At 65.7% G+C, this 12,322-nt stretch carries 17 protein-coding genes; 15 read left to right on the forward strand and 2 right to left on the reverse strand.

Annotation, left to right across the window (positions count from 1 at the left end; all coding sequences use genetic code 11):
* Nucleotides 1–56: 56 nt before the first annotated feature.
* Both QRN63_RS03640 and QRN63_RS03645 read left to right on the forward strand, forming a co-directional pair.
* Entirely contained in the window at nt 57–2,408 is a 2,352-nt protein-coding gene (locus tag QRN63_RS03640; protein ID WP_285029504.1) for an arylsulfatase, read from the forward strand.
* A gap of 9 nt (nt 2,409–2,417) precedes the next feature.
* A complete protein-coding gene (locus QRN63_RS03645) occupies nt 2,418–3,143 on the forward strand; it encodes a hypothetical protein (RefSeq protein WP_267318955.1) in 726 nt (241 codons plus the stop codon).
* Between the two features lie 13 nt (nt 3,144–3,156).
* Here the strand turns inward: QRN63_RS03645 and QRN63_RS03650 are convergent, their stop codons facing one another.
* Entirely contained in the window at nt 3,157–3,477 is a 321-nt protein-coding gene (locus QRN63_RS03650; RefSeq protein WP_267318956.1) for a DMT family transporter, read from the reverse strand.
* Nucleotides 3,474–4,127 carry an FMN-dependent NADH-azoreductase gene (locus QRN63_RS03655; RefSeq protein WP_267318957.1) on the reverse strand — a complete coding sequence of 218 codons (654 nt, stop codon included), beginning with the start codon at nt 4,125–4,127 and terminating at the stop codon, nt 3,474–3,476. Before QRN63_RS03655 ends, QRN63_RS03650 begins: the two co-directional genes overlap by 4 nt.
* 94 nt (nt 4,128–4,221) lie before the next feature.
* Between QRN63_RS03655 and QRN63_RS03660 the strand changes: the two genes are divergently transcribed.
* The 13 genes from QRN63_RS03660 (at nt 4,222) to rpsE (ending at nt 12,320) form a co-directional block, all read left to right on the forward strand.
* Nucleotides 4,222–4,812: a TetR/AcrR family transcriptional regulator gene (locus QRN63_RS03660; RefSeq protein ID WP_267318958.1), complete on the forward strand. Its 591-nt coding sequence runs from the start codon at nt 4,222–4,224 to the stop codon at nt 4,810–4,812.
* Nucleotides 4,813–4,902: 90 nt separating this feature from the next.
* Nucleotides 4,903–5,028 (forward strand): hypothetical protein, encoded by a 126-nt coding sequence (locus QRN63_RS03665; RefSeq protein WP_267318959.1) that lies wholly within the window; start codon nt 4,903–4,905, stop codon nt 5,026–5,028.
* A gap of 4 nt (nt 5,029–5,032) precedes the next feature.
* Complete coding sequence (locus QRN63_RS03670) at nt 5,033–6,166, forward strand: YeiH family protein (protein WP_267318960.1); 1,134 nt, start codon at nt 5,033–5,035, stop codon at nt 6,164–6,166.
* Between the two features lie 370 nt (nt 6,167–6,536).
* On the forward strand, nt 6,537–7,463 hold the full coding sequence (locus tag QRN63_RS03675; RefSeq protein WP_267318961.1) for a sensor domain-containing diguanylate cyclase: 927 nt from the start codon (nt 6,537–6,539) through the stop codon (nt 7,461–7,463).
* 195 nt (nt 7,464–7,658) lie between these two features.
* On the forward strand, nt 7,659–8,027 hold the full coding sequence (rplN, locus tag QRN63_RS03680) for a 50S ribosomal protein L14 (RefSeq protein ID WP_020101420.1): 369 nt from the start codon (nt 7,659–7,661) through the stop codon (nt 8,025–8,027).
* Nucleotides 8,027–8,344, forward strand: a complete 318-nt coding sequence (rplX, locus tag QRN63_RS03685) for a 50S ribosomal protein L24 (RefSeq protein ID WP_020101421.1) — start codon at nt 8,027–8,029, stop codon at nt 8,342–8,344. Before rplN ends, rplX begins: the two co-directional genes overlap by 1 nt.
* A 1-nt stretch (nt 8,345) precedes the next feature.
* A complete protein-coding gene (rplE, locus tag QRN63_RS03690; protein ID WP_020101422.1) occupies nt 8,346–8,909 on the forward strand; it encodes a 50S ribosomal protein L5 in 564 nt (187 codons plus the stop codon).
* Between the two features lie 2 nt (nt 8,910–8,911).
* The gene (locus QRN63_RS03695) at nt 8,912–9,097 is read left to right on the forward strand and encodes a type Z 30S ribosomal protein S14 (protein ID WP_005197641.1); all 186 of its coding nucleotides are present in this window, start codon (nt 8,912–8,914) and stop codon (nt 9,095–9,097) included.
* Nucleotides 9,098–9,178: 81 nt separating this feature from the next.
* On the forward strand, nt 9,179–9,928 hold the full coding sequence (locus QRN63_RS03700) for a class I SAM-dependent methyltransferase (RefSeq protein ID WP_285029509.1): 750 nt from the start codon (nt 9,179–9,181) through the stop codon (nt 9,926–9,928).
* Nucleotides 9,929–10,262: 334 nt separating this feature from the next.
* Entirely contained in the window at nt 10,263–10,661 is a 399-nt protein-coding gene (gene rpsH / locus QRN63_RS03705; RefSeq protein ID WP_020101424.1) for a 30S ribosomal protein S8, read from the forward strand.
* 12 nt (nt 10,662–10,673) lie between these two features.
* On the forward strand, nt 10,674–11,213 hold the full coding sequence (gene rplF / locus QRN63_RS03710) for a 50S ribosomal protein L6 (protein WP_061001796.1): 540 nt from the start codon (nt 10,674–10,676) through the stop codon (nt 11,211–11,213).
* A 2-nt stretch (nt 11,214–11,215) separates the two neighbouring features.
* A complete protein-coding gene (gene rplR, locus QRN63_RS03715; protein WP_267318963.1) occupies nt 11,216–11,617 on the forward strand; it encodes a 50S ribosomal protein L18 in 402 nt (133 codons plus the stop codon).
* A gap of 34 nt (nt 11,618–11,651) precedes the next feature.
* Complete coding sequence (rpsE, locus tag QRN63_RS03720; RefSeq protein WP_064858380.1) at nt 11,652–12,320, forward strand: 30S ribosomal protein S5; 669 nt, start codon at nt 11,652–11,654, stop codon at nt 12,318–12,320.
* Nucleotides 12,321–12,322: the final 2 nt, after the last annotated feature.

The raw sequence follows: 12,322 nt of genomic DNA on the forward strand, positions 1-12,322 counted from the left end.
TGTAATCTCCGGGCGGGTCGCCGATATCGGGCGAATGCTGACTGGGACGAGGCGTCATGGCAACTGAATTTCAGGGCACGATCAAACTCGACATCCGCGACTCGGAGCCCGACTGGGCGCCGTATGCCGCGCCGACCGCCCCACCCGGTGCGCCCAACGTGCTGTACCTGGTGTGGGACGACACCGGCATCGCCACCTGGGACTGCTTCGGCGGCCTCGTCGACATGCCGGCCATGCGCCGCATTGCCGACAAGGGCGTCCGGTTGTCGCAGTTCCACACCACCGCGCTCTGCTCGCCGACGCGGGCGTCGCTGCTGACGGGGCGCAACGCCACCTCGGTAGGTATGGCCACCATCGAGGAGTTCACCGACGGCTTCCCGAATTGCCACGGCCGCATACCTTTTGAGACGGCACTCCTGTCCGAGGTGCTGGCCGAGCGGGGCTGGAACACCTACTGCGTCGGAAAGTGGCACCTGACGCCGCTGGAGGAATCGAACCTCGCGTCCACCAAACGGCACTGGCCGCTGTCGCGCGGCTTCGAACGCTTCTACGGGTTCATGGGCGGCGAGACCGATCAGTGGTACCCGGAATTGGTGTACGACAACCATCCCGTCGCGCCACCGGCCACGCCCGAAGAGGGCTACCATCTGTCAAAAGACCTGGCGGACAAGACCATCGAGTTCATCCGTGACGCGAAGGTCATCGCACCGGACAAGCCGTGGTTCTCGTACGTCTGTCCCGGCGCCGGGCACGCGCCGCACCATGTGTTCAAGGAATGGGCCGACAAGTACGCCGGCAAATTCGACATGGGTTACGAGGCGTACCGCGACCTGGTGTTGGAGAACCAGAAGCGCCTCGGCATCGTGCCGCCCGACACCGAGCTCTCGCCGATGAATCCCTATCTGGACGTCAAAGGCCCGAACGGCGAGCCGTGGCCATTGCAGGACACCGTGCGTCCCTGGGACGGGCTCAGCGACGACGAGAAGCGGTTGTTCGCCCGTATGGCCGAGGTGTTCGCGGGCTTCCTGTCGTACACCGACGCGCAGATCGGCCGGATTCTCGACTACCTGGAGGAGTCGGGACAGCTGGATAACACGCTCATCGTCGTCATCTCCGACAACGGGGCCAGCGGCGAGGGCGGCCCGAACGGCTCGGTCAACGAGAACAAATTCTTCAACGGCTATATCGACACCGTCGAAGAGAGCATGCGGTACTTCGACACCCTGGGCTCGCCGGACACTTACAACCACTACCCGATCGGCTGGGCGATGGCCTTCAACACGCCCTACAAGCTGTTCAAGCGCTATGCCTCCCATGAGGGCGGCATCGCCGACACTGCAATCATCAGCTGGCCCAACGGAATCCCCGCCCATGGTGAAGTGCGCGACAACTACGTCAACGTCGCCGACATCACCCCGACCGTCTACGACCTGCTGGACATCGAACCGCCCGCCGAGGTGCGCGGCGTGCCGCAGCGGCCGCTCGAGGGCGTGAGTTTCAAAGCGGCCCTGGCAGACTCGGCTGCCGACACCGGCAAGACGACGCAGTTCTACGCGATGCTCGGCACGCGTGGCATCTGGTACGACGGCTGGTTCGCCAACACCGTGCACGCTGCCACCCCGTCGGGCTGGTCGCACTTCGACAAGGACCGCTGGGAGCTGTTCCACATCGAATCGGACCGCAGCCAGTGCCATGACCTCGCCGCGGAGAATCCCGCGAAACTCGCTGAAATGCAAGAACTCTGGTTCGCCGAGGCGGCAAAGTACAACGGCCTGCCGCTGGCCGACCTCAACGTGTTCGAGACGCTGCTGCGCGACCGCCCCTACCTCATGCAGGACCGGAAGACCTTCACCTACTACCCGGGCACCGCCGAGGTGGGCATCGGTGCCGGCGTCGAATTGCGGGGACAGTCGTTCTCGGTGCTGGCAGAGGTCGACGTCGAATCGTCGGCCGCCGAAGGGGTGCTCTTCAAACAGGGCGCCGGCCACGGCGGACACGTGCTGTTCGTACAGGATGGCCGGCTGCAGTACGTCTACAACTTCATGGGCGAGGACGAGCAGTTGGTATCCGCGCTCGATCCATTGCCCTTGGGGCGGCATGTCTTCGGCGTGCGATACGAGCGGACCGGCACCGTCGACGGCAGCCACACACCGCTCGGCACAATCGAACTGCGCATCGACGACGCAGTGGTGGCAGCCCGACCGGACGTCCGCGCACACCCGGGTACCTTCGGCCTCGCCGGTGGCGGCGTCGCGGTCGGGCGCAACGCCGGCCAACCGGTGTCCAACCGCTACCGGGCGCCCTACCCCTTCGTCGGCGGCACCATCGCCAAAGTCGTCGTCGACATCTCGGGCACGCCGTATGTTGACGTCGAACAGGAGCTGGCCAAGGCCTTCTGCAAGGACTAGGGGACCGAGATGAGCGGAACGATCATCCGGTGCGCCGCCGTGCTGTCGGCGACGATGCTGATGGCGGGCTGTGGCGGCAAGGCCGACGAGAAGCCAACCAGTACAACCAAATCCGACGGCACCACGACCACGGCCATCAGTTCGTCGTCGACGTCGGCTACGTCGTCGACGGCGGCGTCCGGGTCGAAGCTGCCCGACCTGCCAGCGTACGGCGTGCTCGAGACCACCAAACGTCCCCTCGCGGCAGGGGAGCAGGTCTGCGACCCGCCTGGCCCGCCGGCGCAGACCATGACCGCGACCACCGGAGCGCCCGGCTCGCCGAGCGTCGTCGTCGCGGTTCCCGACGGATTCAGCCAAGGGGCGCCGGCATCGGGCGATGTTGCTCTCAACCTGGCCGGACCCGACGGCGTCGCCGGCACCGTGAAGATCAGCCCGACGCCCCTCGATGCCGGTGCTGCGTTCCAGCAGTACGCCGATGCGCGCACCGCGGGCCACGAGTTCAACAGCGTCAGCATCCTGTCCGGCGACCTGTGCGGTTACAGCGGGCAGAAGCTGATGGGCGTCCTTGCCGAAAAGCCCGGCGGCGGCAGCGACTACGTCGACCGCATCGTGCACGTGTGGACCAACAACGGGAACTACCTGATCGCGCTGCAGTTGCAGGGACCCGCCGGTTCGAAGGGCATCGATGCGGCGAAGCCGGTGCTGCTGGGGGACTTCGGTATCCAGATGGGCTGACTGCTGCGGCTCATCATTCGGGATTGGTCAACCGCGCCAGGACGATTCCGCCGACGATCATTGACAGGGCCACTGCCCGGCCGATGTTCAGCGGATCGTTGTGGACCAGTACGCCGATGGCGATGGCACCGACGGCACCGATGCCGGTGAACACCGCGTAGGCGGTGCCGACCGGCAGGGTCCGCATCGCCAGCGACAACAGGTACACCGACAACGCGCCGACGAGGACGCAGACGATCGTCGGCAGCAGCCGGGTGAACCCGTCGGTCGGTTTGATGCTCTGGGACCACGCGATCTCCACGCCGCCGGCCAAAGCGAGTATCAGCCAGCTCATTTCGCATACTCCGCGGCCAACGCGCGCGCGGTGCTCAGCGCCGCCGTCAGGGATGCGTCGTGCCCGTCGCGGAACTGGGCGAGTGTGGGATCCACCCGGGCGTTGGCCAGTTCGGCGTTGATGAACACGGTGTCGGTGACGGCGAAATGCCCGGCGAAGAAGTCACGCAGGAATCGCTCCTGATAGTCGAAGGCCGCCTTGGGCGAGCCCGGCGAATAGGCGCCGCCCCGTGCGGTGGCAACCACGAACCGTCTGGGTGCCAACGACATTCGCGGAAACGTCACCTGGTCCAGCCAGGCCTTCAGGGCGGCCGGAATCGAATAGTTGTACATCGGCGTACCGATCAGCACGACGTCGGCCGAGCGCAATTCGGTCAGCAATGGTTCGACGACGGCCCAGGCCGCGGATTGGGCGGGGGTGCGTGCCAGGCCCGCCAACTCGCCGAGGTCGGTGACTCCGGCGGCAAGTGCCGCATCGCAGATCTCGGTCCAGCCGGCGTCGATGAACGGCACCGGCTCGGCCGCCACGTCGCGGTAGCGGTAGGTGCCGTCGGGCGCCGCCGCACGCCAGGCCTGCGCGAACGCGGCACTGACCTGCCTGCTGATCGAGGTGTTCCGGGCGCTGGCATCGAGGTGAAGCAACGTGGTCATGATGATCCTCTCAAAATGGACACAATGTCCGGTTAATGATGGAAGCAACCGGACGTTGTGTCCACTTATTCCATTGGTGAGCTATCGTGCGGAGGTGGACATCGGTGCGGACCTGCTCGGCACTGGCGACGCCGGCGCCGAGCGCGCCGACGCCGCACGCAACCGCGCCCGGATACTGGCTGCGGCCGCGGAAGTCTTCGCCGGTCGTGACCCACGCAGCGTCACGATGGAACACATCGCCATTGCGGCCGGCGTCGGACGGGGCACGCTCTATCGCCGCTACCCGAACACCGCGGCCATCGCCGTCGCACTGCTCGACGAACATGAACGCGCCCTGCAGCGCCAACTGATCTCCGGAGAACCCCCGCTCGGACCGGGAGCTGCTCCGGCCGAACGGCTTTCGGCGTTCTATGCCGCCATGGTCGACCTTCTCGACCGCCACGTGGATCTCGCGCTCGGCGCTGAGGTCGGCGGCGCCCGCTTCAGCACCGGGGCCTACGGTTTCTGGGCCGCGCACGTTCGCGCCCTGCTGGTGCAGGGCGAAGTCGAGGATCCGGACGCGCTGGTGGACATCCTGTTGGCGCCATTGGCTGCCGAGAATTTCCTGCATCAACGCGAACGCGGACTGTCCGTCACCCAGATCAGTGATGCGCTGACCCGGCTGGCGTACGCGATGCTCGGCTGACGACTCTTCAGATTCAGCGCGAGCAGATCCCTGTGCAGGCGTCGCGGCACCGGCAACGATGAGCCGACATCGGGTGACGGGAGAGGCGTGATGACTGAGACCGAGGCGACGCACGGCTGGGTGAGCCGTGTCGGGACTGATTGGTGGGCAACAATATTGGGTCTGGCCGTGACGGCACTGGCCGTGGCCGGCGTGCTGCCGAAGATCGGTTGGTGACGCGATGACCGTCGATGCGGCTGATACCGCCGACCACGTCGAATCGGGCGGCGATCACAGCGAATCCACCGGGGCCCGGAGATTCCTCGATTACCTGCCCGGCCTCCTGCTGCTGGTGGCGGTCGGCTTGGCCGGCAAATACGCCCAGATCGGCTGGCTGGCCCTGGCCAAGCATGAGCACTGGCGCGTACCCGACATCGAATACGTGCTGTGGGCCATCGTCTTCGGTTTGATCATCACCAATACCGTTGGTCTGCACCGGATTTTCCGCCCCGGTGTCGCCACGTACGAATTCTGGCTCAAGGTCGGCATCGTCCTGCTGGGCGCGCGGTTCGTCCTCGGCGACGTCCTCAAGCTCGGCGCCACCAGCCTCGTGCAGATCCTGATCGACATGACGGTCGCGGGCGCCATCATCATCGCCGCGGCCCGCTGGTTCGGCCTGTCCGGAAAGCTCGGCTCCCTGCTGGCCATCGGGACGTCGATCTGCGGCGTCTCGGCGATCATCGCGGCCAAGGGCGCCATCCGGGCGCGCAACTCCGACGTCAGCTACGCGATCGCCTCGATCCTGGCGCTCGGCGCCGTCGCGCTGTTCGTGCTGCCGCCGCTGGGCCACGCCATCGGGCTGACCGACCACGAGTTCGGGTTGTGGGCCGGCCTCGCGGTCGACAACACCGCCGAGACCACGGCCACCGGCTACCTGTTCTCCGACGAGGCCGGTAAGACCGCGGTCCTGGTGAAGTCGGTGCGCAACGCGCTGATCGGCTTCGTCGTCCTCGGCTTCGCCATCTACTGGGCAGCCAAGGGCGAGGCCGACGCCGTGGCGTCCGGCGTGCGCGCCAAGGCCGCATTCGTCTGGCAGAAGTTCCCGAAGTTCGTGCTTGGCTTCCTCGCGGTCTCGGCTGTCGTCACCGCCGGGCTGTTGAGCAAGGGACAGATCGCGAACCTGGCCGCGGTGTCCAAGTGGGCGTTCCTGCTGACCTTCGCGGGGGTCGGGCTGTCCACCGACTTCCGGCAGATCGCGCGCACCGGCTGGCGCCCGCTCGTGGTCGCGGTGATCGGCCTGGTCGTGGTGGCGACGGTGTCGCTGGCGCTGGTGCTGCTGACGTCGCGCGTGCTGGGCTGGGGTGTCGTCGGCTGACCGATACCGCGAAAACGACGAAATGGTCGCTGCCAACGAATCGGCAGCGACCATTTCGTCGTTTTCGGGGCGTAGACCACGTAATACGACGGAACGGTCCGTTCGTGGCAAACATATATTCTTGGCTGTGGATTTCCTGATGACTTAGAAAGTGCCTAGTTTTCGTTGCTGATGACCGACTAGTCTGGCCCTGCATTAACGGGGGTTGGCAACTATGGCAAATAATATCGTTTCGTGTCGGGGGATTCGAAATGCTGTTGCGTCGGCTCACGACATTCTGGTTGGGCCGTGGATCGGGGTCCGGCTGGTCAATCGGCGACGGCCGAACGGCACAGGTGAACGCGACGTCCTGCGGCGCAGCGAGCAGCGATTGACGCTGGCCGCTCGCGTCGGCGGACTGGGGATATGGGACTACGACATCGCGCGCGACGCGCTCTACTGCGACGACACCTGGTACCGCATCGTGGGGCGCGACCCTGCTGAACCAGTTCGATCGATCACAGATTTTCGCCCGTTCATCCACCCAGAGGATGTCGATCAGGCGACCGAGGTGGTGCACACAGCCGCCGAACTCCTCGAGTCGGGGCTGGACTACTCCATGGAGTACCGGATCATCCGTCCCGACGGCGAGATCCGCTGGGTGCGCTCCACCGCCTGCCTGATCACGGACTCGCGCGAAGTCGCGACCCGGGCAATCGGTTTCATCGTCGACGTGACCGATTCCCGGCGCAACGAGATGGCGCTGCGGCACGCGAATGAGTCTCTCCGGGAAGCTCAGGCCGGGCTGGCGCGGCAGATCTTGCAGGACCCCCTCACCGGCATCGCCAATCGGCGGGTGTTGGACCAAGAACTTGAACGGATTTGCCTCGAGGCCAACAGGACTCGGCATCCGGTGACTGTCGGCATGATCGATGTCGACCTGTTCAAAGAGTTCAACGACCGCTACGGGCATCTGGAGGGAGATGCTGCGCTGTGCAAGATCGCCACATTGCTCCGGGCGTCCGTGCGGCGCGTCGACACGGTGGTTCGATACGGCGGCGAGGAGTTTGCGTTCGTCTTGGCCGACGGCGCCGAACCCGGCCCGATGCTCGACCGGCTTCACGCGGCTCTGCTGGACCTGGCCATTCCGCATGACTTGTCGCCATACGGACAGGTCACCGTCAGCTGTGGCTGCGTGACGTTCTATTCCTGTCACGACCTGACTCCCACGATGCTGCTGAGGGAGTGCGACGAGGCCCTCTATGAGGCGAAGGAGAAGGGCCGCAATCGCAACGTTGTTCGCGTCAGAATGGCGTGACGCACCGGGCTGGGTAGGCGGTGGGTTGGCGCCTACGCAGAGCGATTTGGAGCGTTCTGGCTGCTCGCCTAGTATGTAGGGGTTGCCCAGGGCAGACCCCGGTCACACGCTGACTCTGCGTGCCCTTGGACAACAAGACCGCGCACGTCCAGGTCGGTATCTGGCGTGCATACAAAACCCAGGTCAGGAGATCGAGTGATTCAGCAGGAATCGCGACTCAAGGTCGCCGACAACACGGGCGCAAAGGAAATCCTTTGCATCCGCGTGCTCGGTGGCTCGTCGCGGCGCTACGCCGGCATCGGCGACATCATCGTGGCGACCGTCAAGGACGCCATCCCGGGCGGCAACGTCAAGCGTGGTGACGTGGTCAAGGCCGTCGTCGTGCGCACCGTCAAGGAGCGCCGCCGGCCGGACGGCAGCTACATCAAGTTCGACGAGAACGCCGCCGTCATCATCAAGAACGACAATGACCCCCGCGGTACCCGCATCTTCGGGCCGGTCGGTCGCGAACTGCGCGAGAAGAAGTTCATGAAGATCGTCTCGCTGGCCCCGGAGGTTTTGTGATGAAGGTGCACAAGGGCGACACCGTGCTGGTCATCGCCGGCAAGGACAAGGGTGCCAAGGGCAAGGTCATCGAGGCCTACCCGACCCGCAACAAGGTGCTCGTTGAGGGCGTCAACCGGATCAAGAAGCACACTGCGCAGTCTCAGAACGAGCGCGGTGCATCGTCGGGTGGCATCGTCACCCAGGAGGCGCCGATCCACGTTTCGAACGTGATGGTGGTCGACTCCGACGGCAACGCGACCCGCATCGGCTACCGCGTCGATGAGGAGAGCGGCAAGAAGGTCCGTATCTCTAAGCGCAATGGCAAGGACATCTGAGATGACCACTGTGGAAAACACTCAGCCCCGGCTGAAGACGCGTTACCGCGAAGAGATCCGCGACGCGCTCAACAACGAATTCAACTACGCCAACGTCATGCAGATCCCCGGCGTGGTCAAGGTTGTCGTCAACATGGGTGTCGGTGACGCCGCCCGCGACGCCAAGCTGATCAACGGCGCGGTCAACGACCTGACGCTGATCACCGGCCAGAAGCCGGAAATCCGCAAGGCCCGCAAGTCCATCGCGCAGTTCAAGCTGCGTGAGGGCATGCCGATCGGCTGCCGCGTCACCCTGCGTGGCGACCGCATGTGGGAGTTCCTGGACCGCCTGATCTCCATCGCGCTGCCCCGTATCCGCGACTTCCGCGGTCTGTCGGCCAAGCAGTTCGACGGCAGCGGCAACTACACCTTCGGCCTCAACGAGCAGTCGATGTTCCACGAGATCGACGTCGACTCGATCGACCGCCCCCGCGGCATGGACATCACGGTCGTCACCTCGGCCACCACTGACGACGAAGGCCGTGCGTTGCTGCGGGCCCTGGGCTTCCCGTTCAAGGAGAACTGACAATGGCAAAGAAGGCTCTGGTCAACAAGGCCAACAAGAAGCCGAAGTTCGCGGTGCGTGGCTACACCCGCTGCAACAAGTGCGGTCGCCCGCACTCGGTGTTCCGCAAGTTCGGCCTGTGCCGAATCTGCCTGCGGGAGATGGCTCACGCCGGCGAGCTGCCCGGCGTGCAGAAGTCCAGCTGGTGACTCTGCCCGTCTCATGACGCTGTAGAAAGCCGCCCCGGTCCTCGTGACCGGGGCGGCTTTTGCGTTCGGCTGGGAGCTGACATGCGGAGTTTCGACGAGCTGGTGCGCGAAGCCGCGAACGCCGACGTGACCGGATGGGGCTTCGACTGGCTGGCCGGGCGCGCGACCGAGGAGCGGCCGCCCTGGGGTTACGCCACGTTGTTGGCGCGCCGGCTGGCAAGCGTGGCCGCCGCGCTGGACCTCGATACCGGCGGCGGCGAGGTCATCGGTGAGATGCCGACCCTGCCGCCACACATGGTGGTCACCGAGGCGTGGCCGCCGAATGCGCGCGCCGCACGCGAACGGCTTGCGCCGCGGGGTGTGACGGTCATCGAGACCGTGGACGACCGGCGACTGCCGTTCGACGCCGGCACCTTCGACCTGGTTTCGGCCCGCCACCCGGTTGCGCCGAACTGGACCGAGATCGCCCGGGTGCTCCGGCCCGGCGGACATTACTTCGGACAGCACGTCGGGCCGGGGTCGGCGTTCGAGCTCATCGAGTACTTCCTCGGGCCGCTGCCCGCAGAACGCAGACAGCGGGACCCGCAGTGCGAGACCGCAGCAGCAGAACAGGCCGGTCTCGTCGTCACCGATCTCCGGGAGGCACGTTGCCGCATGGAGTTCCACGACGTCGGCGCCGTCGTCTGGATCCTGCGCAAATGTCCGTGGTGGATTCCCGACTTCTCGGTGGACCGGTACGGCGAACAGCTCGTCGAGCTCGACCGCCGGATGCGCGGCGGCACGCCATTCGTCGCGCATTCGACACGGCATCTCATTGAGGCGCGCCGATAGCCGGTGCGTCGAGGGTGGGGGACTACGCGGAAATCCGGCCGGAAAACCGCGCCAACCCCCACGCTCGGCGGGTGACCTGCACGGATTTGGCCCTGAGCTGCGCATTGTCTACACTGGGCAGGTTGCCATGGGCGGTTTTGCCCGATGGCCGATCGGTATGTGCCTTCTGAAGCTGGATTGCACTGCTGATGCACGACCCCTGACCGACCTCGGTCAGATACGGGAAAACACTTCGTAGCAGGCCCACGATGTGACGTGCCGAGCCACCGCAAGGTGGGACCGACACGGGCGTGATGTATGGGAACCGCAGCGAGAAAGGTTGATCAACGCTGTCATGACAATGACGGATCCGATCGCAGACTTCTTGACACGTCTGCGCAACGCCAACTCGGCGTACCACGACGAGGTGACCCTGCCCCACTCGAAGATCAAGGCGAACATCGCCGAGATCCTCAAGAAGGAGGGTTACATCACCGACTACCGCACCGAGGACGCCCGCGTGGGCAAGAGCCTCGTTGTATCCCTGAAGTACGGCCCGAGCCGCGAGCGCAGCATCGCCGGCCTCCGCCGGGTGTCGAAGCCCGGTCTGCGGGTGTACGCGAAATCCACCAACCTGCCGCGGGTTCTGGGTGGCCTGGGTGTGGCGATCATCTCCACGTCCTCCGGCCTCCTCACCGACCGCCAGGCAGCTCGACAAGGCGTGGGCGGCGAAGTCCTCGCTTACGTCTGGTAGGGGGCAGAAAACATGTCGCGTATTGGAAAGCAGCCGGTTGTCATCCCGGCCGGTGTCGATGTGACCATCGACGGCCAGAACGTCGCAGTCAAGGGCCCCAAGGGCACCCTGACGCTGGACGTTGCCGAGCCCATCGAGGTCTCGCGCAACGACGAGGGCGCCGTGGTGGTGACCCGTCCGAACGACGAGCGTCGTAACCGCTCGCTGCACGGGCTGTCCCGCACCCTGATCGCCAACCTGGTGACCGGTGTGACCCAGGGCTACACCACCAAGATGGAAATCTTCGGCGTCGGTTACCGCGTGCAGGCCAAGGGCTCGAACCTGGAGTTCGCGCTCGGCTACAGCCACCCGGTGCTGATCGAGGCCCCCGAGGGCATCACGTTCGCAGTCGAGACCCCGACGAAGTTCTCGGTGTCCGGCATCGACAAGCAGAAAGTCGGCCAGATCTCGGCAGTCATCCGCCGCCTGCGTCGCCCCGACCCGTACAAGGGCAAGGGCATTCGCTACGAGGGTGAGCAGATCCGCCGCAAGGTCGGAAAGACAGGTAAGTAGCAATGGCCAACACTGAGACTGACAAGCGTAAGCCGTTGGGCCAGAACATCTCTGAGACCCGTCGGGTGGCGCGTCTGCGTCGTCACGCCCGTCTGCGCAAGAAGGTCGCCGGCACCGCCGAGCGTCCGCGCCTGATGGTCAACCGCTCCTCGCGGCACATCCACGTCCAGGTGATCGACGACCTGACCGGCACCACGCTGGCCGCCGCGTCGTCCATCGAGGCCGACGTGCGTGCCGTCGACGGCGACAAGAAGGCCGTCAGCACCCGGGTGGGTCAGCTGATCGCCGAGCGTGCCAAGGCTGCCGGCATCTCCGAGGTCGTTTTCGACCGCGGTGGCTACAGCTACGGCGGCCGGATCGCCGCGCTCGCCGACGCCGCTCGCGAAGGCGGGTTGGAGTTCTAATGACTGACTTGAAGATGACCGGAAGGACTGCATGATGGCCGAGCAGGCTGGCGCCGCTTCGGCGCAGGACAACCGTGGCGGTCGTGGTGACCGCGACGGCCGTGGTCGCCGCGATGACCGCGGTGGCCGTGGTCGCGGCGACGACCGCGGTGAGAAGAGCAACTACATCGAGCGCGTTGTCACCATCAACCGCGTTTCGAAGGTGGTCAAGGGTGGTCGGCGCTTCAGCTTCACCGCGCTGGTGATCGTCGGTGACGGCCACGGCATGGTGGGCGTCGGCTACGGCAAGGCCAAGGAAGTTCCGGCCGCCATCGCCAAGGGTGTCGAGGAGGCTCGCAAGGGCTTCTTCCGCGTTCCGCTGATCGGTGGCACCATCGTGCACCCGGTTCAGGGCGAGGCCGCTGCCGGTGTCGTGATGCTGCGTCCGGCCAGCCCGGGTACCGGTGTGATCGCCGGTGGTGCGGCTCGCGCGGTGCTGGAATGCGCCGGCGTGCACGACATCCTGGCCAAGTCGCTGGGCAGCGACAACGCGATCAACGTGGTGCACGCCACCGTTGCCGCGCTGAAGCAGCTGCAGCGTCCGGAGGAAGTGGCGGCCCGTCGTGGCCTGCCCATCGAAGATGTTGCGCCGGCCGGCATGCTGCGGGCCCGGCGTGAGGCAGAAGCGCTGGCCGCATCGGCAGCGCGTGAAGGATCGGCATAATC

The organism is Mycolicibacterium sp. lyk4-40-TYG-92, from assembly GCF_030209435.1.
GTDB lineage: Bacteria > Actinomycetota > Actinomycetes > Mycobacteriales > Mycobacteriaceae > Mycobacterium.

Excerpts from the sequence above, each read along its gene's own strand:
- QRN63_RS03640 (WP_285029504.1), top strand. The coding sequence starts at position 57 with ATGGCAACTGAATTTCAGGGCACGATCAAACTCGACATCCGCGACTCG.
- QRN63_RS03645 (WP_267318955.1), top strand. The coding sequence starts at position 2,418 with ATGAGCGGAACGATCATCCGGTGCGCCGCCGTGCTGTCGGCGACGATG.
- QRN63_RS03650 (WP_267318956.1), bottom strand. The coding sequence starts at position 3,477 with ATGAGCTGGCTGATACTCGCTTTGGCCGGCGGCGTGGAGATCGCGTGG.
- QRN63_RS03655 (WP_267318957.1), bottom strand. The coding sequence starts at position 4,127 with ATGACCACGTTGCTTCACCTCGATGCCAGCGCCCGGAACACCTCGATC.
- QRN63_RS03665 (WP_267318959.1), top strand. The coding sequence starts at position 4,903 with ATGACTGAGACCGAGGCGACGCACGGCTGGGTGAGCCGTGTCGGGACT.
- QRN63_RS03670 (WP_267318960.1), top strand. The coding sequence starts at position 5,033 with ATGACCGTCGATGCGGCTGATACCGCCGACCACGTCGAATCGGGCGGC.
- rplX (WP_020101421.1), top strand. The coding sequence starts at position 8,027 with ATGAAGGTGCACAAGGGCGACACCGTGCTGGTCATCGCCGGCAAGGAC.
- rplE (WP_020101422.1), top strand. The coding sequence starts at position 8,346 with ATGACCACTGTGGAAAACACTCAGCCCCGGCTGAAGACGCGTTACCGC.
- QRN63_RS03695 (WP_005197641.1), top strand. The coding sequence starts at position 8,912 with ATGGCAAAGAAGGCTCTGGTCAACAAGGCCAACAAGAAGCCGAAGTTC.
- QRN63_RS03700 (WP_285029509.1), top strand. The coding sequence starts at position 9,179 with ATGCGGAGTTTCGACGAGCTGGTGCGCGAAGCCGCGAACGCCGACGTG.
- rpsH (WP_020101424.1), top strand. The coding sequence starts at position 10,263 with ATGACAATGACGGATCCGATCGCAGACTTCTTGACACGTCTGCGCAAC.
- rplF (WP_061001796.1), top strand. The coding sequence starts at position 10,674 with ATGTCGCGTATTGGAAAGCAGCCGGTTGTCATCCCGGCCGGTGTCGAT.
- rplR (WP_267318963.1), top strand. The coding sequence starts at position 11,216 with ATGGCCAACACTGAGACTGACAAGCGTAAGCCGTTGGGCCAGAACATC.
- rpsE (WP_064858380.1), top strand. The coding sequence starts at position 11,652 with ATGGCCGAGCAGGCTGGCGCCGCTTCGGCGCAGGACAACCGTGGCGGT.